This window comes from Brakhagea slesvicensis, from assembly GCF_052161625.1.
In the GTDB taxonomy this organism is placed as follows: Bacteria; Planctomycetota; Planctomycetia; order Pirellulales; family Pirellulaceae; genus JBKCUI01.
Genome location: NZ_CP197412.1, coordinates 1468673 through 1492487, shown reverse-complemented (window position 1 = coordinate 1492487; position 23815 = coordinate 1468673). Strand labels below are relative to the sequence as shown.

Here is a 23815-nt window from a genome sequence, read left to right as displayed (position 1 = left end):
GGTACGTATTGTCCATTGCGAGGGATGGGATATCGTGCAAGGGACGTTTATCTACCTACACGAGGGTGTTGCGGAAGATTATGCTGTATATTGTTGACGAATTCCATTCCATTGTTGGCTCCTTTTTCATTGGGAGCCCAATAATCCTTTTCGCTGTCCCAGTCCGCTCGAGCTGCCATGCCAAAATCCCGTGCTCGACGCCCTCTCGCACCCTCCAGCCGAGAGAAAACGGCATCTTCGATCGCAGGCCCCGACGGAGGGTCACCGCGTTGGTTCGGTCTTTTGCTCGCCGCCACAGTCGCTTCGTCCATTGTCCTCCTAATCGCTCTCCTCCTGACTCCCCTCGAAGAAACGAACACCGGGGGCAAGCCGGCGTCGGAAATTGATTCTGTGGAGGCAGTCAAACGGAAGTTTGCAAATAGCTCCCGCTCTCAGCCCCAACGCCGCGTTGTACTCCCTCTAGAAGGACGGAAGATCAACAACGAACTGGAACAATCGGATCTACTGGAAAGACTGGAGGCCGCTCGAAGCCAATTCACAGAAGATGCTCTTGCGCATCGCATTGCAGGCATCACCTACGCGGAGCTCCAACTCTCCGAGCAAGCCGCGGAGTGCTTCGAACGTTCGCTTCAAATCCAGCCCCAGTCCGTCCAGACTGCCGTCGAGTACGCGGCCCTGCTTTCCAAGACGGGTAAACAAGAGCAAGCGATCGAACGACTCTCGAAACTAAAAGATGCACCGGATGCCGATGCCAAGCTCTTCCAAACGCTGGGGGCTGCGATGATGCAGCAAGGGGAGATCGAGGAGGCGATTCCCCTATTGAAAATAGGGATGGAGCGGTTCTCCAAGGACACCAAACTCCTTTCCTTGCTCGCGCAAGCGCAGAACCAAGCGGGTGAGTTCGCTGCATCGGAATCGAATGCTCGCCTCGCCATGGAACTCGGAGATCGTAGCGATACGTTAGTCATGGCATTATCCACCGCCTTGATACGGCAAGGAAAACGGGAGGAAGGGCTCGCGGTCCGACAGCAGCATTCTCAATCCAAAAGCGTTCCCAAAGTCGACGACGAGACCTACAAAGAATCGTTTGCCCAGTTTGCGAGCCATACCTATGGATTGTTGGCGACTGTTTACGAGTCGCATGGCGATGCGAATGCAGCAGAAAAATGGCGAGTCTTCGGACTGGGATTGAGTCCAGCGAACACCCGCATCCTGGTAAGTCTCGGCGAAACGCTTCGCAAATCAGGACGGTTGGACGAAGCGATTCCCATCTACCAACGCTTGGTCGTATTGGAACCCGACAACACAGCGCATTACAACAATCTCGCCAGTCTCGCATTGGCCAAGCAGGACATACGGCTTGCTCTCTCCTCGCTGGAACAAGGGGCGGAACGCGACCGCACCGGTTACCTAAGCCTGCAATCGGCTCGGGTCGCTTTCGAAGTAGGAGATGGCCTTAAAGCAGAACGCTACGCGGCCGATGCTGCCGCCAAAATGAAGTCACCGGACGCTTATCTCCTTTGGATTGCCGTTCTCCGTGGGCTACAAAAAGATCAAGCTGCCATCAAAACGTTGACCACCGCCAAGGGACTGTTTCTCAATGACCCACGCTTTCAGCAAATCCCTTAGGCGCCTCCTGCACCGATCCTTCCTCCAAACGCTCGCGCCCGCGCTCGCACTGTGCGTCGCCGTTTTGTTGGTTGACAAAACCATGGGTCAATCCGCGATTTCCTTTGTCGATTCCTCGCTAGCTCGCGGATTAGATTTCACGCATGACGACATGGCCGGCGAGGAAGGCTATTTGGTTTCGATGATGGGAAGCGGCTTGGCAAGCTTCGACTACGACGGCGATCGTCGCATCGATCTGCTCTTCTTGAACGGAGCCAAACTCGATGGGTCTGCCACCGCACCCTTCGGGCTCTTTCGCAACGAAGCAAGCGGGGCCATCGTTCGCCGGACCGACGAATCTCAATTACGATCCCACGCGTTTGGACTCGGCGTTGCAATCGCCGACATGGACAACGATGGATTTCAAGATATCGCGGTCTCCAGTTTCGGATCGGCCTCTCTTTGGAGAAATATGGGAGACGGAACCTTCGTCGATGCATCGCCGCACTCTGGCATCGATCAAGTCTCGATCGCGTTCGGTGCAGGAGTTTGTTTTTTGGATGCAGATCTCGACGGACTGAGCGATCTCTATTTGGCGGACTATGTGGAATTTACACTTCCTCGATTCAAGATAGCGGCGAAGAGCTCCTTTCCCTATCCGCCGGGACCTGGGGACTTTCCCTATCGGTCCGATCACCTGCTGATCAATCGCGGAGACGGCACATTCGTCGACGAAAGCGAGCAAAGGGGAATAGCGGCGATTCGGTCTCCAAGCATGGGAACGATTTGTGGTGACTTTGATCAAGACGGGGATAGCGACATCTTTGTCTGTTCCGATGCTCGACCGAATTTGCTTTTCATCAACGATGGCAATGGAGTCTTTACCGAGGAAGCGCTCGTCTACGGCGTCGCCAACGCGGCTTCTGGCGAGATTGTTGGAAGCATGGGGGTGGATGCCGCCGATTTGGATAACGACGGATGGGAGGATTTGTTTATTACCGATTACTCGGCACAAGTCCCATTGCTATTCCGCAATATTGACGGGCAGGGTTTTGAGGATATCGCCCTTCGGAGCCGAGTTGGGAAAGATCTGCTGCCCCACGTGAATTGGGGAGTGGGGTTATGTGATTTCGATAACGATGGTGACCGGGATTTGTTGGTGGGAAATGGCCACCTCTTCGCTTGGGCGAAGAAAGTCGAACAACTCACCGATTTTAAAGTCCGCAACACGCTCATGGTGAACGATGGCCGAGGGTTCTTTCAAAACGGGACCGCGACGGCCGGGAGCGGGATGGAGCAAGTCGAAAGTACACGCGGTATGGCGTTTGACGATTTCGATAACGATGGGGACATCGACGCGGCGATTCTCAATAGCGATGCGCCTGCCAGTTTGTTGGAGAATCAAACATCCAACGCGGGGAATTGGCTGCAATTGGAATTGGTGGGGGTAACGATGAACCGCGATGCTCTTGGCGTGCAAGTGCGAGTGAAGGCGAATGGCAAGTGGCAGTTCGCAGAAAAGCGAAGCGGACGTAGCTACCAGAGCCATTACGGAAGCAGGCTCCATTTCGGATTGGGAAGAGGGAACGAGGTAGAAATGGTGGAGATCCGTTGGAATAATGGGGTCACTCAGTATCCAGGTCTTGAAACTAACCGCCTGCACGTCATGGTTCAACCCACGAAATGAACGCCACCTTACCTCCTCCGAATGTTCCCGTTCTGCGGCACGCAACCCATCTGAATAGGCGTTGGAAAGGAGCCGTGCGATTGCTCGTAGCTGGCCTTAGCTGTTGGGGCTTTGGCGAACACCATGCGATCGCCCAGCAAGCATTTCAAGCGACGATCGAAACGGTCGAGCCAAAGGATGCCGGGATCGATTTCGTTCACACCGATGGGAGTAACAACAAGCACTACATCATGGAGACCGTGATCGGTGCGCTCGCTCTATTCGATTACGATAACGACGGTCTGATCGACATCTATTTGGTCAACGGTTCGCCCCTGCCAGGGACGCCCCCCAATCCGAACGCCACCAACCGCCTCTATCGCAATTTAGGAGATTGGAGGTTTCAAGATGTCACCGAACAAGCAGGAGTGGGAGATGCGCAGTATGGGATGGGAGCAACCGTTGGAGACTTCGATAACGACGGTGACTTGGATCTTTTCGTCACGAACTTCGGTGAGAACGTCTTCTATGTAAACGAAGGGGATGGAACGTTCCGCCAATGCACCGAAGGATCGGGTCTCGTATCCGGAGAACGATTTGGGGCAGGTAGTGTCTTCCTGGATATCGATCTCGATGGCGACCTCGATCTTTATTCCGCCAGCTATGTTCAGTTCGATTGGAACCTGCACAAGATCCGGACAATCAACGGCAAAGAGTTTTCGGTGGGACCCAATGACTACGAGCCGGCCGAACATTTCCTCTACCGAAACGAGGGGGACGGCCACTTTACCGACATCTCGGATCGATCGGGGATCTCGGCGATCCGTTCGCCAGGCATGGGGGTGCTATCTGCCGATTTCGACGACGATGGCGACATGGATATTTTCGTGGCAAACGACCAAAAGCCGAATGCGTTGCTCATCAACGACGGTGCGGGCAACTTCACCAACGAAGCCATCTTGGCCGGCGTCGGATTCGATCGAAATGGCAAAGCGAATGGAAACATGGCCGTTGAATACGCGGACATGAATCACGATGGATTGCTCGATTTCCTTACCACGACCTATCAAGACGAGATGCCCGTCTACTTCGAATGTCTAGGACCCGGTCTCTATGGAGATTCCACAAACATTGCGAAAATCGATCCGAAGCTTTTCCCGCATGTGAAGTGGGGGGTGGGACCTATCGATTTTGATCACGATGGAGATCTCGATCTGTTCTACGCCTGTGGCCATTTCTTAAGCAACCTACGATTCATCGATGATCGAACCGATGTGAAGGTGCAGAACTTTTTGCTCGCTAACAACGGTCGCGGACGATTTGAAAACGTATCCGAGTCAGCGGGTGACTTCATGAAGATCATCGAGAGCAGTCGGTCTGCTGGGTTCGACGATCTGGACAACGACGGCGACGTCGACATGGTTGTCTTGAACACGAACGCTCCTCCTTCGCTAGGCCGAACAGTGGTGACGAGCAATGCACCATCCTTGCAAGTTCAGTTGGTTGGGGTGACGAGCAATCGCATGGCCGTAGGAACGGTGGTCGAGTTGGAGAGATCCGACGCGAAACGGCTCAAGCACGTCGTCCATGCAGGGAGAGGTTACGAAAGTCACTACGGCAATCGGATCCACTTTGGATTGGGGAACACCGAACCGAAGATGGTTCGCGTACAGTGGCCGACGGGAAAGATACAAACGTTTCCGATCGCACCAGGGAGTCGGAGATTGATTTTGGTAGAGGGAGAACCTCTCCCAGTAGAACTCCAGGGAACCGCTCGAAAGCCGTAGCCACAAAAAAACAGGCTGGTGCACCGAAGTACATCAGCCCGCAATGAGAGGTGAGGTTAGCAATTAGCTGGTATGACCGCTTGGGTTGGTAGCGATCGAGAGCGAACTACTTGCCAGCCCCTTTGAAGTCGGCTTTCAAATCGAAGTCGAATTTGTTTTCGCCAGCGCGAACGCTAATGGTGAGACCTGAAGTATCTGGGTTTTGATACGCGACAGGCAATTCTGACTTAGGGCCTTGCACGGTATTGCGAGCGGCCTTGTTCTCTTCGGGTGGCTTGTAGCCAGAGGACTCGCCTGTCATCTGCGACGTGTCGTTGGAACTGGGCTTGTACCAGAGAATACCGACTCGGTATTCGCCGGGCTCGGCTCCTGGTCCTGCATCGGCGCGCATGTCGGTAATAGTATAAACGCCATTCGCATCGGCTGTCCCGGTCGCAGGTTTACCTTCTGCTAGCGGTTTCAGGGTGACCGTCGCTCCAGCGAGCGGCGCGCCGTCGAGAGTGACTTTTCCGGTGACCGGGTGCAGGTTGTATCCGCTACCACATCCCAAGGAGAATCCGGCGAGGACCAGAAGACTAAGACAGAGGGCTTTCATAATTTTTGGCCGTGAACTATTCGAAAGAGGAAACAAAAAGAGGGCCGAACAACGTTCGGCCCTTCGGTCAGCTAGATAGTTAGATCGCCATTATTCTGGCATCTGAACGGTCTCTTTACCTGCCATCGAGCCCATCGCACCCCAAACACCCCAGAAGGATGGCCCGGAGTAGGTTCTCGAGTTTGCAGGGTTCGCTGGCATGGTGAACGAAAGGTTTCCGCAGTCGATGTTCTGCGAAACAAATCGGAGCGAACCATCGCACATCGCCACGTTTACACCACCGGTATGTCGGCTGCTCGCGGTTGGCATTGCGTTGGATTCCGCGTTGTCGTTCGAGCAAGTCGGACCGTTCGGTGGGAGTATTGTGAAAAATCCGGTGAATGCGTTGAGCGAATCACCCCATCGTCGTCCCTTACCCCAACCCGTGTTACCCCAAGAGTTTTGGAGCGAAGGAGCGACCAAGGTTCCGTTCGGACCACGTCGGCTCAAGCAAAGCGATGGCGTAAATTGACCACCGACAGGGCCGATCGAATCGCGAGCGGTACCTTCCAAAATGGTGTCTTGACCCGACACGCCATTTTGGCGACCGATAACCAATTCCGATAGCATGACGGTGTTCGACGATCCGTCACTGATGGTTCCGAAATCTGCGCGACCTCGCTCACCATTCGAGAACACACCGCGCCACTCCCAGTCACCCGAGTTTAGGTAGAGGTCGCCACGGTTGCAAACGTAGTTGGTGGGTTGTGCATCGTCCGGATTCAATTGAATTCCGTCGGATGGGCATCGGAAAGTCGGAATGTTTCTCTTGTACGGGCTTTCCACCCCCGGAGTTGCTCCGGCATTGCCAACCGACCAAGGATTCCCACCTGCAAGGTGGTAAGGCTGAATCTGTTGGTAAAGAGCGTTTTGCTCAATGAACGGCAAGGTTTGAGTTAGATAGCTAAGGCGATCCCATGCATTACCTGCATTGAGGGCCGTTCGCCACCTGGGGTCGTGAGACGCAGGAGCGAACTTCTTGTACGCGTCATGGTGGTTGTGCTGGGCCAACGCCAAGTTTTTCAAGTTGTTGGTGCACTGCATGCGCCGTGCTGCTTCGCGAGCCGCTTGCACAGCGGGCAACAGCAACCCCACCAAAATACCAATAATTGCGATCACAACGAGCAATTCAACCAGCGTGAATCCTCGTCTTCCGGTCATGTGCCTCATAAAGGCCTCCCGTCATTCGAGCAAAAAAAGAAAAAAGACACCTAATCGGGCCGATTGTACCGCGGAATGGTACTTAAGGCAATCTAAATCGACACAAAGTACCTTTTTGCTTTTGGTTAAATGTCGTTTTCCTCGCCGGAATGGTCAGATAGACGCCAAAAAGCCGCTTTGAGAAAGCTTTCTGCCAACACTAATTCTCTTACTTCCTCACAACGCTGCCTGTCGCAATTTGAGACGGTGTGCCATAATGTCCGTTGGGGCGACATTGACCACACTACCAAAACGATATGGCTACCTATCTTCTTGTGACGCGAGGGCGGGACCTGGACTCCCGCTACACGTTGGATCGAAACGGCGATACGACCATGGGCCGGGGGCTGGAGTGTCAAATCCAGCTCCAGGACCCCCTTGCATCGCGTGTCCACGCGCGCATTTATTACCGAGCCGCTCAATGGCAGATCGAGGATTTGCAGTCTCGCAACGGTACCCTTCTCAATGGGGCAAAGATCGATCGCGCAACCCTCGCTCATGGAAATCGCATCTCGATCGGTAACACCGAACTGGAATTCAACGATGACACGATCAATGAAGATCTGACGGTTGAGCGCATCAATCTCTCCCACGATTTGCGAGAAATCAAAACAGGAGGGCTGACCGACGGGACCGGAACGGGCATGACGGCATTCCTTTCTCTTCGCAAAGCGAACCGTAGCGAAGATCTCTCCGACCTGCATCAACTCTCCATTCGCTGCATCTCCCTCGTAACTCCCGAGCAAGTCACCGAGTTGGCGAGCGAAGTCCTTAAAACGCGAACCCAAGCGACTCTTGTGGCTTTTCTGCTCGCCGATCAAGACGGAGAGTTGGTCGATCAACGCCGCGTCACCACCTCCGCCTCCCCTCGTATCACCTTGAGCAGCCGACTGACCGACATGGTTTGCCGACAAGCCAAAGCGGTCTGGGTCAAGAACGAAGTCCGCAACGTGACGGACGGTCCGCTTCGTCACTATGCCGACGCGATCTGCATTCCACTCCTTCACGAAGAAAACGTGATCGGCGTCATCCACATTTACCGGGAGAAAGAGAACTTCGACAAACACGCCTTCCACTTCGCTATCGCCGCCGCGAGTTTTTTGGCCCCGTCGATCGTTCGGGCTCAGAGCGAGTCTTCGCTACGGATCAATCATGGTCGGCTGCAAAGCAAGAGCGCGGACTTTGATGAACTCCTCGGGAACAGCGTTCCCATGGTGGAGCTGAAAGAGAAGATCGTTCGGGTCGCCGGTGCAACGGGTTGTATTTTGATTCGAGGTGAAAGCGGCTCCGGGAAAGAGCTGGTGGCACGCGCCATCCATCGAGCCAGCTTGCGCGCGTCGCGCCCTATGCTCAGCGTCAATTGCGCGGCAATCCCCGCAGAACTCATGGAGAGCCAGTTGTTCGGTCACACCAAAGGGGCCTTCACCGGTGCAGATAAAGATCACATCGGCTGGTTTGAACAGGCACATGGTGGAACGCTCTTCCTCGACGAGATCGGAGAGTTGACACTGGAGGGGCAGGCAAAGCTGCTCCGCATTTTGGAGGGACACCCATTTCTCCCCGTCGGCGGAAGGAAAGAAGTTCGAGTTGATGTGCGCGTCCTCGCTGCCACCAACCGGGACTTGAGCGAATTCGTCGCAGACAAACGATTCCGTGAAGACCTTTACTACCGCTTGAGTGTCTTCGAGCTAAAGGTTCCGCCACTTCGCGGTCGCGGCGATGACGTGGGCCTGCTGATCGATCACTTCCTCGATCACTTCTCTACCCTTCACGGCCGCCCGCAGATCAAGCTCAGCGAAGGAGCGAGAACGCGAATGTTGGAATACAGCTGGCCAGGCAACGTCCGGCAACTTCGCAACGTCATCGATAGCGCGGTGGTGCTCGCAGCAAGCGATGAGATCGAAGCGAATGAACTCAGCCTTCATGAGCCCAAACCCGATTTATTCGACACGCTAAACGTCGAGCAATGGGAACAACGCTTGATCCGAGAAGCATTGAAGCGGACACGAGGGAACATTCCGGAATCGGCCGAACTCCTCGGTATCTCTAGAGCTACGCTCTATCGCAAGCTGGAATCCTACGGCATCAATAAAGAAGAATACTGATGGCGTGTTGATCCGCTTCCAGAGCTCTTACAAGTCGCAGCGTGAAAACGGCAAACTGCTACGGCCCAATGGAATGGCTACGGGCACTGGAATGGCTACGGGCAGACTGCATAGCGCACGCGAATCGCGGTCGTTTCGTTCGGCGCTATCGACATGCTATGATCTCGAACCGAAGCCGTTTCGATACAGCACATTCGCTGGAATTCCTCGTCGCCAAAGTCCTGCATCCGTTTCGATTTTTCAATCCACGGATTCCAGACGATGGTGGAGTGCGAGTTTCCCGCGTCGATAGAGATGCTGCGGTTCCGCTCCACGTCGTGAAGCAGGATTCTTTCCGCAACGCCTTGGTAGATCCGGTCTGTCTCGCGCGTGAATCGAATGGGCCCATGCTCGGCCGGGCAAACAGTTCGTGTGAGTTGATCCAAATAGGGAATTTCCTCGAGTCCTTCTATAGCGACTTTCTCGATCGCTCCTATATCGAAGTAAGTGTGCAACGCGACTTCACAATCGCGAGTTCGAAGTGCTCGATTGGTGATGTCCAATTCGACTTCAAGTATGGTACCGAATCCGATTTTGCACCGAAGTAGGAACTCGTCGGCAAACTGTTCCATCACGATGCGAACCGTTCCATCGGCGACCTGGCTCTCAAGGAGAGTCCACGGGACTTGTCGAACCAGCCCATGAGCTGGCTGCGAGGGATCGGTGGGATGGGCAGAAAACCAAGGAAAGCATAAGGGAATCCCTCCTCGGATTGGCTTCCCTTCAGCGAAGCTGCTTTGCTCGCTCAAGAAAAGAACGGGCCAGGGAGTACTGGTGGGTTGCCAATGCGAAACATGACCGCCGAGCAAAAAGAATCGAGCATCGCAGGATTCTGTCTGAACAATTCCTTGCACCAAACCGCTGGGATGCGTTTCGAATCGAAGCGCCGAGTCGATACCGAAGGACTGTTGTAACTGGTGCGCATCCATGTTTGTAGTCGATCCTGTCGGGAATGGGGCTAGAAGACTTCGATGGTCTTGACCGCATTGAGACCTTGAACCTCTGCAGCTTCGAGGCATCGCCATGCACCGTCGATCAAGCTGGTGACTTGAAAGCTCGCTGTTGGGTCGGTCACCATTGACACACCTGCGACGTAGGACTGCGATGATAGCAACTTCGCATCGCGAGATGGTGAAGAGTTCCGTTGTTCAAAGGCTTCACGGATCCTTCGAGCTAGTTCGGAGCGATCCATTCCAGAATAGACGAAGACCCAATCATTCTGCTCGGTTCGGAACATCGCTTCGACTGTAGCGATGTCGTCATTGCAGAGATCGGGGATGCATTCAGGAGTCTCGCTTCGGTGGATTGCCGTTTTAGAGGCAGGGTTGGGGATAGCTCGGAGAACCGCCAGCGAAACGACGCATTCCTTCTCTGGGGACTGCAATAGGTCTCGAAGCTTCGTAATCAAATCGGGTGAATTTCGGTCGAAAATAGGAACGAACTTTTGAAGGACGGGAGACAGCTCTGTTTTGGACGACCGGGAATTCGATGCGAGCGCAAGGTCATCGCACATCGTTTGCGGCTGCGAGCTGGCGTTCGCACGGGTACGGGGCTTCGATTCCGCCAGCGTTTGGGTCAGCCGCATCCAGTGCTGTCTTATATCCAAGATACTTAGAGCGGACTTACCCAAGGACTCCGTCTTATTGGCCACATTGTCGCCTCGAAGCAGGGACGATGCGAGCTGCCACGTTTCGATCTCCCTCTGGCGACTTCTCGCCGACGCGGCCGGCAGCAGCGGATGCTGGGTTCGGCTCGCTAGCTCTAGCCAATAGCAATGAGTGATTTGGTTGATACAGAGGTGAAAGGAGTTTTCGATGCGAAGGGTCGGCGATTCATTGCCGACCTCGGGGCGGCGAAGCCACGATTGAATACCGACCGAGTGAAGGGATTCTTCCCAGAGCAACAGAACAGCATGTCGGCGAAGAAGTTGCAGCGAGTGATTCAAATGATGTTCCCACGATTCCTTTTCCGGAATGCAGTAAAGCGGCAGCATCGCCTGCAAAGCCGATTGTGCCCTCCACGTGTGTTGCTCCCAAGGGGATCGTTGGTAAATCCATTTCCAACAGCGAGCCAATCCGCAAACCAATCTTTGGTGATGCTCCAATCGAATTGTCGAAATGGAAGCATGGAGGCTGCGGGGATTCAGCAATTCCCCAATTGCTTCCCCCGTAGCGCAAAGAGACGCGTCTCGTTCTTCCCCTGCAATGGGATTCAGAAAAGCCATTGCGATGTTGGTTGGAACCGGGAGTTCGTCGGAAAGGGCGAGCGCGTATCGCTCGGAACGCAGTTCTACTTCGGCAGGAAGGAGATCGTCTGTTGGAGAAAGAGAAAACGGCTTCCCGCAGTCAGCGGCAGCGAAGGATGAGTCGGCCGAATAGGAGAAGGGAGAAATCGCGACCGACATAGTTGCCGTCTTTGTAAGGATCCAAATGGAATGGCGTTTGTCTGGGCGACTCTACGTCCCGATGCGGTGCGTGCGATCCCAAGACGTGGAGGAAGATGTGGGAACCAACAAACAGCTGGTAGGGTTATCACGGATTTCGCGATCGTACAGATTGGGAGGGCGAACCTTTTCATTTGTCAGCTGCTCATGCCTGTTACCCGTTCCCTGTTGACGCTTCGAAATGCCGGAGCTAGTCTTACGATCCTCAGGCGGAAGATTTGGTCGCCTCTGCAACACCGACTGGAACACGATGAACCGACGACTGCCAACCTTGAAAAGCCTAGAGCTACTCCTCGCTCTCTAGCGAGCGTAGGGGCTTGGTCGTTTGGATCCACAAAACAAAAAACCAACCAACCCTGAGTTCGCTTTGCGAATGTCAGGGTTTTTTTATAGCGATTATCGAGACACGAAGATGGCAAAATATTCCCCCTTCCCGCCGATTCAGCTCCCCGATCGGACTTGGCCCAATCGCGAGATCACGCAAGCTCCGATTTGGTGCTCCGTTGATTTGCGGGACGGGAACCAAGCCCTTATCAATCCGATGGGACCGGCCAAGAAGATGGAGCTCTTCCGGACGCTCGTCAAAATCGGGTTCAAAGAAATCGAGGTCGGATTCCCGGCCGCTTCGGAAACCGATTTCGCCTTCGTGCGGGAGTTGATCGAAAAGGATCTCATTCCATCCGATGTGACCATTCAAGTCCTCGTGCAGTCGCGACGGAACTTGATCGATCGCACCTTCGAAGCGATTCGCGGTGCCAAGTCGGCCATCGTTCACTTGTACAATTCCACGTCAACCCTGCAGCGACGCGTCGTCTTTCAAGCATCCAAGCAGGAGATTGTGCAGCTGGCGATCGATGGAGCGACTCATATCCGTGACCTTGCGAGAGGATCAGACAACCCGGTTCGATTCCAATACTCCCCCGAGAGTTTTACCGGTACCGAGATCGACTACGCCGTCGAGATTTGCGAAGCGGTTTGCGATGTGTGGCAGCCGACTCCGGAAAACAAAACCATCATCAATCTCCCATCGACAGTCGAACTGGCAACACCCAACGTCTATGCCGATCAAATCGAACTATTCTGCAGACTCTTCCGACCGCGTCAGAGCACCCTCATCTCACTCCATACCCACAACGATCGCGGGACAGGGATCGCCGCCTCCGAGTTAGGGCTGATGGCAGGGGCTGACCGCGTGGAAGGAACGCTCTTTGGAAATGGGGAGCGAACCGGCAATCTGGATATTGTCACGATGGCTCTCAACATGTTCACACAAGGGGTTGATCCCAAACTCGACTTTTCCAACTTGAAAGAGATCCGTCGCATCGCGGAATTCTGTACCGAGCTCAAGGTGCACGAGCGAATGCCATACGCTGGTGACCTCGTCTTCACCGCATTCTCAGGCTCTCATCAAGATGCGATCAAAAAGGGTTTCGCCGCCATGAAGGAAACGGGGCAAGAGGCCTTCGAGGTTCCCTATCTCACCGTCGATCCAGCCGACATCGGACGGCAATACGACCCCGTCATCCGCGTGAACTCGCAATCTGGGAAAGGTGGCGTCGCGTTCTTGGTCGAAAGCGAACTCGGATTCCAATTGCCTCGCCGGCTTCAAATCGCATTTAGTCAAGTCATCCAGCGGGTCACCGATCAAACTGGAAAAGAGATGCCAGCGAGGGAAGTCGCCAACAAGTTTGTCGAAACGTACATACACCCCCCCGCGACACTGCAGTACCACTCCCACACCCCGATCGAATGCGATGCCGAGGATCAAGAACGCTATCGGTTTTCGGTGACTTACCAAGGTGAGAAAGCGGAAGTCGAAGGGCAAGGTTCGGGCCCCATCGACGCGTTCGTCCACGCGATGCGAGACCAATACGGTTTAGCTTGCGATATCCTCGATTACCACGAACACGCCATGGAAGCGGGAAGCGACTCCTCCGCAGCCGCCTATATCTTGGTCCGAACCCCCGATGGGCAGGAACTGTTCGGGGTCGGCCAGCACCGCTCCATCACCAAAGCCTCCCTCCTCGGCTTCGTAGCGGCCGTCAATCGCAGCCTTCAAACGCGATAACGGAGATGCCTCGGTAAGGGCACACAATCCCCCCCTCCTCTGCAGCTTGCCTACAAAATAAGCAGACGATGAATATGGGGGGCAGGTATCGGGCTGCCCCAGCACTCATTCCAAAAAAGTTCTCGCGTCACGAATCCGCCATCTCCTGGGGATTCGTTGATCTTATTCTGCACAACCCAATAGGTGGCACCCACCTAATGGGCTGTTGGGTTGATTTTGGCACGTCTGTTGCTCCATTTGATTGACCGGTGAGTTCGCTCGGTTTTCGGGCGGCCTCCCCTCTACCCAAGAAAAGTCATCGGGTGTTGGAAAGGAGCATTGAGGCTCCTTTCCGCACTCCGGCGGCTCTCCTCGACCTGTTGAATCCACCGGAGTTTGCGTCGGTTCGCCGACAGCGAAGGTACCCCGCGGCCCGTTTGCAGTGTCCGCCTCATTGCGCGGGCCGGGGTATTTTATTTTCTTTGGCTCCAGGGAGCCCTCTCGCCTCTTTCCAGCGTCTGAAAGAGTTCCTTCAGTAGAGCCGACGCCACCTCATAGGCGTCTGGGACTTTGCTGGCTCGAGGACCAGCCACATTCAACACACGTATCGAATGCAGTGAAAGCCATCGCTTCACGGCGTGGAGGTCCCGGGCCCTATTCGCTGGCCCAGGGGCTCTATTGGATGGCCCGGATACACCGTTTGTTGGCAAGGGGTTCGAGCTCGATGATGCCGCACCGGAGACCATTTCAGGCATCTTGATCGCGAGACATGGCTTCTTTAGTTCCCGCGCAATTCGGAGCGTCAACAGGGACCCCCCAGAAAGCCGAGGTGGTCCCAAGATCAGCGTTCCATCCGAAGCGATCACGTTCTGGCGCGTTCTCTCGCTGTAGTCCATCGTCGGGAGTTCCTCGAGGCGATAGATGCAAGGGATCGGCCCCTCTTCGGATATCCTCCCCTTCGGGCACCAACCTCCATGATCGATTCCGGCCGCAATTGCCGCATCGAGGGCAGCTCGGTCGACGCCTGTTTGTCCGCCGGAAATGACGCGTTCGAGCGGGACCGTTGGATGGATGCCGGGAAGGGGTGTGGGCGTATTCAAACCGATTGTTCCGAATAGTGGACTTAGGCGGATTAAACGGATCTCGGAGCTTGGAAGATCGCGTCGCGGCATGGATTTTACCTTTCCGTTCGGATTTTAGTCTTAGGGTTGGTTGGTTTCCCAGTTTGCCTATTCTTTTCTTGTTAGCCCCAGACTTATGAATCGACAAATCCTATTCGTCTTCCTGTTCGCTTGCGGAACGGCGTCGATCGTTCTTGGCATGGGTCACCCCGACTCCAAGTTGGACCCTCGCGATGTGCAGTGGCAAGTCGCCATCGATCCCCATAAAGTTGTCGGCGTCGCCAGTTGCGAGAAATGCCATGCTCCGGAAGTACAGACATGGAAGCGTACTCCCCATAGCGAGACCTTCGTGAGTTTGCATCGCAAGCCCGAGGCTCAACAAATTGCAAGCAAGCTTGGTATTACCAATTTCAAAAGCGACTCCAATTGCATTCAGTGTCACTACACGATGGATCACCCAGCGGATATCGCGACCGATGCGACTGGAAGACCATCGGGAGCCGCAAAGCTGGAAGCGATCGCAGGAGTCTCTTGCGAATCGTGTCACGGAGCGGCGGCAGATTGGATCTCCATACACAATGATTACGGCGGTCCCAACGTGACGAAACTACAGGAGTCTCCGCAGCACCGAATCGAACGATTCTCCCGGAGTATTGAGTTAGGGATGCGCAATCCCGTCAACGTCTACTTGCTCGCCCAAAGCTGCTACCGATGCCATACGGTTCCTGACGAAAAATTAGTGAACGTGGGTGGGCATCATGCCGGTAGTCTCGATTTTGAGCTCGTCAGTTGGTCGCAAGGGACGGTTCGTCACAACTTTGTTCGAACCGATGGGAAAGTGAATGCCGAAGAAACCGCAGGCCGGTTACGACAACTTTTCATTGCAGGCTTGATCGCCGATATCGAGTTCAGCATGAAGGCGACGGCGATGGCGACCGAGAAAGCTACATTCGGAATCACTTCGGCACAGCGAACCGCTCGCGCCATTGAGCGACTGAAATCGGCGCAGTCCAAAGTGCAAGTACCGATCTTGGACGAGATCCTGACCGTTGCGACTTCCGTGGCTCTCAAACTGAACAATCGCCAGCCTCTCGAAGAGGCAGCCGCGAAGATTCATGAGTTGGGCGTGCGATTTGCGTCCACCGTTCGAGGCGACGACTTGGGCGCCATCGATACCTTCATCCCTCCCAAAGATAAATGGAAATAAGAACGAACCAGAAAGTACATTGGACCACGCTCGTCGAAGCAGAATCGGCGAGCGAGTCCCGTTCGTTTCAATCCCATTTAGCGAGAGCATCACTCTTCGAGCAGGACGAGGAGCCGTTTCAACAATGGCTTCGTAGCTTCGTCGCCCAGGATGCATCCCGCGCGGCCGACCAGATCGCGGCAGACAAACTCGAAGCGAGCGATCGCTCTGTCGATTCGAAACCGCTCGAGTCCAAGGGCTCGCGAGCCAACAAGGCAGAAGAATCCTACTGGCGAGCCGATCGCCCCCACAGGGTTGTTTCGCGGTCCAGCCCAGTTGCCTCCAGCCCAGTTACTTCGTATTCGGTTGTTTCGAATTCGGCCTTGGAGCAAACAGGTGAATGCACCGAACCGATGATTCGATCGGGTGCTCGATCGATGTTTGGAAACTGCGCACCTTTGGCGCTGGTTGTCGATGCGAGAGCCCAAGAACGGAGAGCAGAGGGTTGCATCATTCCGTCAGCCGATGGTTGGAATGAAGAGGGTTGCTATGATGGAGCGGTTGCATCGCGAGACGATGCAGTGCGGATCCTTCAACTCCTTGAGCATCACCAATCGCTATGGCTGACGACCCCCGAGAATCTTCCTCTTCATCTCCCGAGGCTTCCGGGATAGAACGCGTTCTCGTGGTCGGTGCGGGCTGGGTCGGGCGCCAGATTGTGGGCCAATTCGCCGCGCACGGTTTGGTCGTCGAGTGGCTTGACGCGTCCGAGACCGCACTTCGTTCTGGCCGGAAATGGCTGAGCGACAAAGCGAAGGAGGAAGGGATGGCAGAGTTCTGGCCCCCCGATCGACTTTCCACGATCCTGGATCGGGTTGTGCCGGTGTCGCAGATGTCGGATGCGTCCGATGCAGTCGACATGGTTTTAGAGAGTGTCACCGAGCAAGTCTCCGTGAAGCGGAAGGTCCTGCAAGCGGCTTCGGCCCGATTCCCCAATCGAGTCTTGATCGCCTCCAACAGTTCCTACTTCACCCCGTCGATGCTGGACCGCTTTGTCACGAACCCCGACCGATTCGCTCACTTGCATTTCCATGTACCGGTTTGGCGAACGCGACTGGTCGATGTGGCATGCTCTCCGCGAACAAGTCCGGCAACGGCCAAGACCCTTTCCAGACTTGCTGCCGAGATAGGCCAAAAGGCATTGGTGGAAACGGTGGAGAATCCAGGATATGTATTCAATTGGTTGCTCCGTTCCTTGCTGCAGTCCGCGCTGCAACTGAAAGCCAAGGGGGTGGCGGAACCGGAATCAATCGACTTCGCGTGGCGGCAAGTAACCGGGATGGAATTGGGTCCGTTCGGGATCATGGACCAAATCGGATTGGATCTCATCCATCAAACCATGTCCGCAGCACGGTTCGTCGATGGCGACGCCCAATGGCAACCTCTCATCGACCAGCTTCAACCGCTCGTCGATGCAGGGAAGCTCGGCGTGAAGACAGGCGAGGGCTTTTTTCGGTACCCCGAATTTTCGGTACCCCGAAGTGGGGGAGAAAGCCCCGACGGCCGGGGAGAAAAATAAGAAAGGCTGATTCTTGCCGGTTTGCAAGGATTCTTTGTGTCCATGCGGCGGTGCCAGCCGAATAGGACAGCTTGGACTTCCCCGGAAGAGAGCGGATTGGCGGGCAAAACGTTCGAGTTCGAATCCCGGCCTGCATGAAAAATGCGTGCCAAAGGCGACAATTAAGCCTTGTCAGGTCGAGCCATCCCTCGTTACACTCTTGGGCTTTCCCATTTCGGGCTTGCTGCGTAAAGACGCGGCGACCGTACTGTCGACGGCATTTGTCCCTTGACGGCTCGGAGTCCGAGTTGATTACAACCCTTGAACCGCACTAGGCTTAGGAGTAGGCAAGCATGCCGCGTCTGCTCGGTGTTGACATTCCGAACGACAAGCAAGTCGTATATTCCCTTCAGTACCTTTACGGCGTCGGCCCATCGGTCGCACGTGAAGCGTGCGTGAAGACCAAAATCGACCCCAGCAAGCAAGCACGTGAACTGGACGAAGACGAGTTGAGCCGTTTGGCTAGCTTGTTGGAGCGCGAGTACACCGTCGAGGGTCCGCTGCGACGTCAAGTCGGGCAGGCTATCGGGCGGTTGCGTGAAATCAAATGCTATCGCGGGATGCGACACAAGCTCGGTCTTCCCGTTCGCGGTCAGCGAACCAGAACCAATGCGCGGACTCGAAAAGGTCCTCGAAAGACGGTTGCTGGTAAGAAGGGTGTTAAGGATTTGCGATAGCCCCGTGGGGTTGTCCACTTGCTGCAGGTGGGTCTTGGCTCACCGCAAATTGGCTTAGCGAACCTCTGGGTTGGCTGGGTTCTTCAGTAAGTCGGCAGTTCCCCAGATTGGGTTTTTGCAGGCGTCGAGTCCCTTTCGCAGGGTCGGCTCAACGCGAAATACAAAGTATGCCGGATGCGAGTAGTCGGTCCGGTTGCAGCAGTCGGCTTCGGCCGTCGGCCGCGTCAGAGCAACGATTCACAGAACAAATAGTTTCTAAGTTTAGATACGATTCAAAGGGTTTGTTGTGGCCAAGGCATCTGGTAACAAGTCGGGTGATGGGAAGCGACGCAAGATTCGTCGCAATGTGACTGCAGGGATTGCGCACATCAAGGCGACCTTTAACAACACGACGGTAACGATCACCGATACCAAGGGTGACACTCTTTGTTGGGCGAGCGCTGGAACAAGCGGTTTCAAGGGCTCCCGAAAGAGCACTCCGTTCGCGGGTCAATCGGCTGCACAGCAAGCAGCTGAAAAGGCTTTGAAGTACGGGATGAAGGAAATCGAAGTCCGAGTCAAGGGTCCGGGGTCGGGACGCGAGTCCGCGATCACTGCTTTGCAAGCTGCAGGGATCAGCGTCAAGCAAATCGAAGACATTACCCCTATCCCCCACAACGGTTGCCGACCTCGCAAGCGACGTCGCGTATAACAACCGGTTTCAAAATAAAAGTAACGATTCCTTTTTTGGAGTACCCTAGGAATGCATGTTCGTTGGCGTGGATTAGAGCTGCCCAGCCAAGTTAATGTAGACCGATCGACATTGACCTCGACGTTTGGCCGGTTCGTAGCAGAACCGTTCGAACGAGGCTTCGGCGCTACCATTGGTAACAGCCTTCGCCGAGTTCTCCTGTCGAGCCTGGAAGGTAGTGCGGTAACCCAGATCAAGATTCGCGGCGCTCAGCACGAGTTTTCGTCGATCCCTGGCGTTCTCGAGGACGTGACAGAAATCGTCTTGAACGTGAAGGCTTTGGTGGTCAAGAACCATAGCGACAATACCCGTGTCCTCACCGTCAGTGCGGACAAGGCGGGTGTGATCACCGGCGCGGACGTTCAAACCGATTCCGACGTCGAGATCATCAACAAAGATCACGTCCTCGCGACCTTGACGGCCGACGTTCCATTCATGATGGAAATGGTTGTCGAGAACGGTCGTGGGTATGTCCCTGCATCGGAGCATAGCTCGGGTGATCACGAAATCGGCATTATCCCGGTAGATGCGGTTTACAGCCCAGTTGTCCGCGTCCGATACTTCGTGGAAGAAACCCGCGTCGGACAGAAGACCAACTACGATCGGCTGATTATTGAGCTTTGGACCGACGGATCCGTTCAACCGGAAATGGCGTTGGTCGAAGGTGCTAAGATTCTTCGCAAGCACCTCAATCCGTTTGTGCAATCAAGCGAGCTTGGAAAGCAAGTTCACGCGGTTGCTCGCGGAGGTCCTGGTTCCGCAGAGGCACAATTGGAAGCGAAGCTCAACACGCTCATTGCGGACTTGAAGCTGTCGGTTCGAGCCAACAACTGCTTGGAAGCAGAAGGGATCCGGCTCGTTCGAGACTTGGTTCAACGAACAGAAGATCAGCTGCTTGAAGTTCGAAACTTCGGAGAGACCACTCTCAATGAAGTGCGTGAACGATTGACCGGCATGGGTCTCCACCTTGGCATGCGAGTCCCATCGATGCGTTAACACGCAGCACGGGCAACTACCACAAATTCACAAATTGTTTTGGATAAGAAGTCATGAGACACTTAAGAAAAGGGCGAGTACTCGGTCGTGCCCCGTCCCACCGCAAAGCATTGTTCTCCAATTTGGTCTCTGCGATCATTTTGACCGAACGCGAAGTTACGGAATTGGAGCCCAACGCTCCCAAGGTTCCTGGTCGAATCATTACGACCCTTGAAAAGGCTAAGGAAATTCGTCCTTTGGTCGAGAAGTGCATCACCATTGCGAAGCATGGTGTGATCGCGGACGCCAAGGCGGAAGAGTTCGCGACCACAGCGGAACGAGGTTCCGAAGAGTGGAAGGCATGGCGAAAGAGCGATTCGTGGCGAAAGTGGGCGGAAGCCCGCGCTCCAGGCGTTACCGCTCGACGACGTGTGTTTGCAATCGTCAAGGACAAAGAGGTCGTTCGGATTTTGTTCAACAAGATCGCACCGCGATTCTTGGAACGAAACGGCGGCTACACTCGCATCATGCGATTGGCTAAGCCTCGATTGGGCGACAACGGCACCCGAGCTATTCTCGAGTTTGTTGGACAAAACGATCGCGCCTCGAAGAAGTCGACCAAGCCTTCATTCGAAGCGGCCGCTTCCGAATAAGCCAATCCGTTTGATCCAATGGATCGACGGAAAATCAGAATCCCAAAGGCCATGGAAAGATCCATGGCCTTTTTTTTGCCCCTTAGCAGTGCTTGAGAGAAGGTGATGAGCGAAAGCCAAACTCGCCCACGAACATCGAGTTACTGGCGTGTCTTTGTCGCGGGGGCTCGGAACAGCCTGATTCGAGACATGACGTTTCGTAGCAATTTTCTGCTCGATTGCGTTTCGAGCCTCTCGTGGCTCTTGATGAATCTCGGATTTTATCTCCTCGTCTTTTTTCACGTTCGTTCGATCGGCGTCGAAACAGGGTGGGGACAGAACGAGTTCTTTGTCTTTCTCGCGACGACTTGGTTGATCAACTCGATCATTCAAGCCTTCTTGATGCCGAATGCCCAGGAGTTCAGCGAGTTGATCCGCACAGGTGGACTCGATTACGTTTTGCTCAAGCCCATGGATACGCAATTCCTCATCTCGTTTCGCCGAGTAGAGTGGTCCTCCCTCAGCAACTTTATCCTCGGCTTCATCATCCTTGGTTATGGGCTGCTGCAGCTGCAGGGCAGGACATCACCTGCGTGGGAGTGGAGTTGGATTTCGTTTGCACTCTTTTGGTTCTACGTCGGTTGCGGAGTCTTGCTCCTCTATAGTCTCATGATTTGCTTGGCTGCGACCAGCGTTTGGCTGGGGCGCAATCAGAGTCTTTACGACTTTTGGTTTTACATCACGAACTTCTCCCGATATCCCATGGAGATTTACGAAGGGGGATGGGGCTATCCGCTCTGGCTCTTGTTTACGTTTATTGTCCCGGTCCTCGTCGTGGTGAATGTTCCGGCCAGAATTTTGGCGCAGCCCCTGTCGCCCCGAGAGCCGTGGGAATGGGGATTGGGAATCTTTGCTCTGTTTGCAACTGTGGTTTCGCTCTTCGCGAGTCGTTGGATTTTTCGACGCGCCCTCCGCAGCTATTCCAGCGCGAGCAGTTGATGCTTGTTTGCCCCTAAGTCCTATCGTCTCGCACCTGACCGTTCACCTGTTCCTGCTCTCCTCTTCACTTGAAAGGTTTTGCCGATGCCTCGCACCTTTATCAGCGATATTCAACCGCAGATGCAGATCGACGAGGTCTTTCGGATTGCGGATCGTCAGTTGAGAGCCAATCGTCAAGGAGGACATTATTTGCTTCTTCAATTGCAGGATCGGACAGGCACGATATCGGGGATGCGATGGAATGCCGATGAGCGAACAGCAGACAAATTTCAGCGAGGAGCCTATGTTCGCGTGCAAGCCGCGTCGCAGCTTCACAACGGTGTATTGCAGCTGATTGTCCATCAGATGCAGGGGGTCGAGGAGAGCCAAGTCGAAGCAGAAGACTTTGAAAGCGCGACGCGCGTCGACGTCTCTGCCCTTTGGAGCGAACTCCGCAGCATGCTGGATTCGATAGAGGACCCTACGCTTCAAGCAATCTCGCAATCGTTCGTCAACGATCCTGAAATCGAACGAGCACTCAAGATAGCGCCCGCAGGAATCAAGACGCATCACGCTTACCCAGGTGGTTTGCTCGAACACATCGTGTCGTTGGTCAAGCTCGCGTCCGGGCTCGCGTCCCATTATCCCTACCTCGATCGAGATATCCTGCTCGCCGGGGCCTTTTTGCACGACATTGGAAAACTTGAGGAGCTCGCTTTTGACGGTGAATTGACTTATTCCGATGCGGGGCAACTGATCGGACATTTAGTGCAAGGTGTCGGGATGGTCGATCGCAAGGCCGCAGAACTTGAACGCTTGGGAAGCGAATTAAATCCGAACAAACTGCTGCACCTAAAACACATCATCGTGAGCCACCATGGGTGTTTGGAGCATGGCAGTCCCAAGGTGCCGATGACCATGGAGTCGATGGCCTTCCATTACATAGACGAGATGGATGCAAAGTTGAGTACGATTCGCGGAATGATCGAGGCCGATCGCACTCGCGATTCGTGGACCCCTTACAACCCAACGATTGCACGAAAAATCTTGAAACCTCAGTCCCCCTCTTGATCCGACATTCGGGTCCGATGATCGAACGTGACGGACATCGGCAAGCGGAATTATTATTGGAAAGAGGCGAATGGAGATGCCGAAATCAATTGCGACTCATTTAACCGAGCTGACAGCGGCGTTTCGCGACGAAGTGGGCACCCTCACTTTTAAAGCACCGGTGGAGTGGGTCTACAATCCCTTGCAATACGCCTGGGAATCCCACCGGGAGTATCTACGCCGATTCGGTGGCCAGCGAGGGCGCGCTGTCTTTCTTGGGATGAATCCGGGGCCCTTTGGGATGGCGCAAACGGGAGTTCCGTTTGGAGAAATTGCATCGGTCCGTGATTACTTAGGAATTGTTGCCCCGGTTGGACATCCGGAACAGGAGCATCCAAAGCGGCCCATTGAAGGATTCGCTTGCAAGAAGTCCGAGGTATCAGGCCGTCGATTGTGGGGGCTTTTTGCCAAGCGTTTTCCATCGCCGGATGCGTTCTTCCAACATCATTTCGTCGGGAACTACTGCCCTCTGGTGTTCATGGATGATGGCGGACGCAATATCACGCCGGATAAACTTCACCGGGAGGATAGCAAAAGGCTTGAATCATGCTGCGATCGATTCCTGGCCGACTCGCTCTCGATCTTGAAACCGACCATTGCCATCGGCGTCGGAGCCTATGCCGAAAGTTGCTTGAAGCGAGTTCTCGGCGATACCAGTGATATTCCCATTAGCAAAATACTGCACCCGAGTCCGGCATCCCCTGCCGCAAATCGAGATTGGGAGGGACAAGCCGTTCGGCAGCTCACTGAAATGGGAATCTGGTAGGAGTTGGACTCTGCCGCTGACTCGTTGTGGGTGAGGCTGGCTGAGGTTGGCTCGGTGCAGGCAATGGTTCTGCGCTCGTCGGTGGTCGCAACCTGGGATTTGCATCGCTAGGTGAAGCGGGTGGAGCCGTTGAGGTGTTTCCCAGATCCGGCGTAGCGTACAGAGAGTATCCGTTGGAGGTTGGTAGCTCCATCGACTGATACTGGCTCCAATTGTTGCCCCCCAAATCGGGCCATGGAGCGCGGACCAGGGGAACTGCGGGGGGAGCAAGTGGTGGCGCAAAAGCAACGGGTACCGATGCGGCGCGATGCAGTTGCGATACCGGGGAACAGTTACCTGAACCGCAGGCGTGGTACCCTTGGCTATACCCGATTCCGTGGTACCGCCCCAAGTAGGTCAGCATTGGAAAGTTCGAACGGTTGCCGAACTGTGCTCGGCATTCTGAGGAACCGAACACGACACCGATTAGAGCGAACCCCAATCCGAGAATGTG

At 54.7% G+C, this 23815-nt stretch carries 20 protein-coding genes; 15 read left to right on the top strand and 5 right to left on the bottom strand.

All coding sequences use genetic code 11. The annotated features are described in order from the left end of the window. Window positions 1-177: 177 nt before the first annotated feature. The 3 genes from SH467x_RS05795 to SH467x_RS05785 all read left to right on the top strand — a co-directional run bounded on the left by SH467x_RS05795 (window position 178) and on the right by SH467x_RS05785 (window position 5061). A complete protein-coding gene (locus SH467x_RS05795) occupies window positions 178-1629 on the top strand; it encodes a tetratricopeptide repeat protein (protein WP_482370335.1) in 1452 nt (483 codons plus the stop codon). 82 nt (window positions 1630-1711) lie between these two features. Further along, entirely contained in the window at window positions 1712-3295 is a 1584-nt protein-coding gene (locus tag SH467x_RS05790) for a CRTAC1 family protein (RefSeq protein WP_482370334.1), read from the top strand. Between the two features lie 74 nt (window positions 3296-3369). Beyond that, window positions 3370-5061 carry a CRTAC1 family protein gene (locus SH467x_RS05785; protein WP_482370333.1) on the top strand — a complete coding sequence of 564 codons (1692 nt, stop codon included), beginning with the start codon at window positions 3370-3372 and terminating at the stop codon, window positions 5059-5061. A 106-nt stretch (window positions 5062-5167) separates the two neighbouring features. Here SH467x_RS05785 and SH467x_RS05780 read toward each other — a convergent pair whose 3' ends face one another. Next, window positions 5168-5656: a carboxypeptidase-like regulatory domain-containing protein gene (locus SH467x_RS05780; RefSeq protein WP_482370332.1), complete on the bottom strand. Its 489-nt coding sequence runs from the start codon at window positions 5654-5656 to the stop codon at window positions 5168-5170. Between the two features lie 90 nt (window positions 5657-5746). Further along, the gene (locus tag SH467x_RS05775; protein WP_482370331.1) at window positions 5747-6856 is read right to left on the bottom strand and encodes a DUF1559 family PulG-like putative transporter; all 1110 of its coding nucleotides are present in this window, start codon (window positions 6854-6856) and stop codon (window positions 5747-5749) included. Window positions 6857-7152: 296 nt separating this feature from the next. Here SH467x_RS05775 and SH467x_RS05770 point away from each other — a divergent pair, with 296 nt between their 5' ends. Then, on the top strand, window positions 7153-9000 hold the full coding sequence (locus SH467x_RS05770) for a sigma 54-interacting transcriptional regulator (RefSeq protein WP_482370330.1): 1848 nt from the start codon (window positions 7153-7155) through the stop codon (window positions 8998-9000). 95 nt (window positions 9001-9095) lie between these two features. On the opposite strand, the gene SH467x_RS05765 is transcribed toward SH467x_RS05770, so the two are convergent. Both SH467x_RS05765 and SH467x_RS05760 read right to left on the bottom strand, forming a co-directional pair. Further along, on the bottom strand, window positions 9096-9968 hold the full coding sequence (locus SH467x_RS05765) for a D-hexose-6-phosphate mutarotase (RefSeq protein WP_482370329.1): 873 nt from the start codon (window positions 9966-9968) through the stop codon (window positions 9096-9098). 29 nt (window positions 9969-9997) lie between these two features. Continuing rightward, window positions 9998-11443, bottom strand: coding sequence for a hypothetical protein (locus tag SH467x_RS05760; RefSeq protein ID WP_482370328.1), 1446 nt, complete (start codon window positions 11441-11443; stop codon window positions 9998-10000). A gap of 451 nt (window positions 11444-11894) precedes the next feature. Here SH467x_RS05760 and leuA point away from each other — a divergent pair, with 451 nt between their 5' ends. Beyond that, complete coding sequence (gene leuA / locus SH467x_RS05755; protein ID WP_482370327.1) at window positions 11895-13550, top strand: 2-isopropylmalate synthase; 1656 nt, start codon at window positions 11895-11897, stop codon at window positions 13548-13550. A 452-nt stretch (window positions 13551-14002) separates the two neighbouring features. On the opposite strand, the gene SH467x_RS05750 is transcribed toward leuA, so the two are convergent. Further along, the gene (locus SH467x_RS05750; protein WP_482370326.1) at window positions 14003-14629 is read right to left on the bottom strand and encodes a putative molybdenum carrier protein; all 627 of its coding nucleotides are present in this window, start codon (window positions 14627-14629) and stop codon (window positions 14003-14005) included. Window positions 14630-14786: 157 nt separating this feature from the next. Here SH467x_RS05750 and SH467x_RS05745 point away from each other — a divergent pair, with 157 nt between their 5' ends. The 10 genes from SH467x_RS05745 to SH467x_RS05700 all read left to right on the top strand — a co-directional run bounded on the left by SH467x_RS05745 (window position 14787) and on the right by SH467x_RS05700 (window position 23322). Beyond that, the gene (locus tag SH467x_RS05745) at window positions 14787-15857 is read left to right on the top strand and encodes a cytochrome c family protein (protein ID WP_482370325.1); all 1071 of its coding nucleotides are present in this window, start codon (window positions 14787-14789) and stop codon (window positions 15855-15857) included. Further along, entirely contained in the window at window positions 15848-16510 is a 663-nt protein-coding gene (locus SH467x_RS05740) for a hypothetical protein (RefSeq protein WP_482370324.1), read from the top strand. Before SH467x_RS05745 ends, SH467x_RS05740 begins: the two co-directional genes overlap by 10 nt. Beyond that, on the top strand, window positions 16456-17415 hold the full coding sequence (locus SH467x_RS05735) for a 3-hydroxyacyl-CoA dehydrogenase NAD-binding domain-containing protein (protein WP_482370323.1): 960 nt from the start codon (window positions 16456-16458) through the stop codon (window positions 17413-17415). Before SH467x_RS05740 ends, SH467x_RS05735 begins: the two co-directional genes overlap by 55 nt. Before the next feature lie 332 nt (window positions 17416-17747). Continuing rightward, a complete protein-coding gene (gene rpsM, locus SH467x_RS05730) occupies window positions 17748-18131 on the top strand; it encodes a 30S ribosomal protein S13 (protein ID WP_146676656.1) in 384 nt (127 codons plus the stop codon). A 286-nt stretch (window positions 18132-18417) separates the two neighbouring features. Continuing rightward, window positions 18418-18822 (top strand): 30S ribosomal protein S11, encoded by a 405-nt coding sequence (rpsK, locus tag SH467x_RS05725; protein WP_146676657.1) that lies wholly within the window; start codon window positions 18418-18420, stop codon window positions 18820-18822. Between the two features lie 51 nt (window positions 18823-18873). Then, window positions 18874-19857 carry a DNA-directed RNA polymerase subunit alpha gene (locus tag SH467x_RS05720; protein ID WP_482370322.1) on the top strand — a complete coding sequence of 328 codons (984 nt, stop codon included), beginning with the start codon at window positions 18874-18876 and terminating at the stop codon, window positions 19855-19857. Between the two features lie 53 nt (window positions 19858-19910). Beyond that, a complete protein-coding gene (locus SH467x_RS05715; protein ID WP_482370321.1) occupies window positions 19911-20489 on the top strand; it encodes a bL17 family ribosomal protein in 579 nt (192 codons plus the stop codon). Between the two features lie 105 nt (window positions 20490-20594). After that, complete coding sequence (locus tag SH467x_RS05710; RefSeq protein WP_482370320.1) at window positions 20595-21467, top strand: ABC transporter permease; 873 nt, start codon at window positions 20595-20597, stop codon at window positions 21465-21467. 84 nt (window positions 21468-21551) lie between these two features. After that, window positions 21552-22517: a 3'-5' exoribonuclease YhaM family protein gene (locus SH467x_RS05705; protein ID WP_482370319.1), complete on the top strand. Its 966-nt coding sequence runs from the start codon at window positions 21552-21554 to the stop codon at window positions 22515-22517. A 76-nt stretch (window positions 22518-22593) separates the two neighbouring features. After that, window positions 22594-23322, top strand: a complete 729-nt coding sequence (locus tag SH467x_RS05700; protein ID WP_482370318.1) for a uracil-DNA glycosylase family protein — start codon at window positions 22594-22596, stop codon at window positions 23320-23322. Window positions 23323-23815: the final 493 nt, after the last annotated feature.

Excerpts from the sequence above, each read along its gene's own strand:
- SH467x_RS05740 (WP_482370324.1), top strand. The coding sequence starts at position 15,848 with ATGGAAATAAGAACGAACCAGAAAGTACATTGGACCACGCTCGTCGAA.
- rpsM (WP_146676656.1), top strand. The coding sequence starts at position 17,748 with ATGCCGCGTCTGCTCGGTGTTGACATTCCGAACGACAAGCAAGTCGTA.
- leuA (WP_482370327.1), top strand. The coding sequence starts at position 11,895 with ATGGCAAAATATTCCCCCTTCCCGCCGATTCAGCTCCCCGATCGGACT.
- SH467x_RS05720 (WP_482370322.1), top strand. The coding sequence starts at position 18,874 with ATGCATGTTCGTTGGCGTGGATTAGAGCTGCCCAGCCAAGTTAATGTA.
- SH467x_RS05700 (WP_482370318.1), top strand. The coding sequence starts at position 22,594 with ATGCCGAAATCAATTGCGACTCATTTAACCGAGCTGACAGCGGCGTTT.
- SH467x_RS05775 (WP_482370331.1), bottom strand. The coding sequence starts at position 6,856 with ATGACCGGAAGACGAGGATTCACGCTGGTTGAATTGCTCGTTGTGATC.
- SH467x_RS05795 (WP_482370335.1), top strand. The coding sequence starts at position 178 with ATGCCAAAATCCCGTGCTCGACGCCCTCTCGCACCCTCCAGCCGAGAG.
- SH467x_RS05735 (WP_482370323.1), top strand. The coding sequence starts at position 16,456 with ATGGCTGACGACCCCCGAGAATCTTCCTCTTCATCTCCCGAGGCTTCC.
- SH467x_RS05705 (WP_482370319.1), top strand. The coding sequence starts at position 21,552 with ATGCCTCGCACCTTTATCAGCGATATTCAACCGCAGATGCAGATCGAC.
- SH467x_RS05760 (WP_482370328.1), bottom strand. The coding sequence starts at position 11,443 with ATGTCGGTCGCGATTTCTCCCTTCTCCTATTCGGCCGACTCATCCTTC.
- SH467x_RS05710 (WP_482370320.1), top strand. The coding sequence starts at position 20,595 with ATGAGCGAAAGCCAAACTCGCCCACGAACATCGAGTTACTGGCGTGTC.
- SH467x_RS05780 (WP_482370332.1), bottom strand. The coding sequence starts at position 5,656 with ATGAAAGCCCTCTGTCTTAGTCTTCTGGTCCTCGCCGGATTCTCCTTG.
- SH467x_RS05715 (WP_482370321.1), top strand. The coding sequence starts at position 19,911 with ATGAGACACTTAAGAAAAGGGCGAGTACTCGGTCGTGCCCCGTCCCAC.
- SH467x_RS05745 (WP_482370325.1), top strand. The coding sequence starts at position 14,787 with ATGAATCGACAAATCCTATTCGTCTTCCTGTTCGCTTGCGGAACGGCG.
- SH467x_RS05790 (WP_482370334.1), top strand. The coding sequence starts at position 1,712 with ATGGGTCAATCCGCGATTTCCTTTGTCGATTCCTCGCTAGCTCGCGGA.
- SH467x_RS05765 (WP_482370329.1), bottom strand. The coding sequence starts at position 9,968 with ATGGATGCGCACCAGTTACAACAGTCCTTCGGTATCGACTCGGCGCTT.
- SH467x_RS05770 (WP_482370330.1), top strand. The coding sequence starts at position 7,153 with ATGGCTACCTATCTTCTTGTGACGCGAGGGCGGGACCTGGACTCCCGC.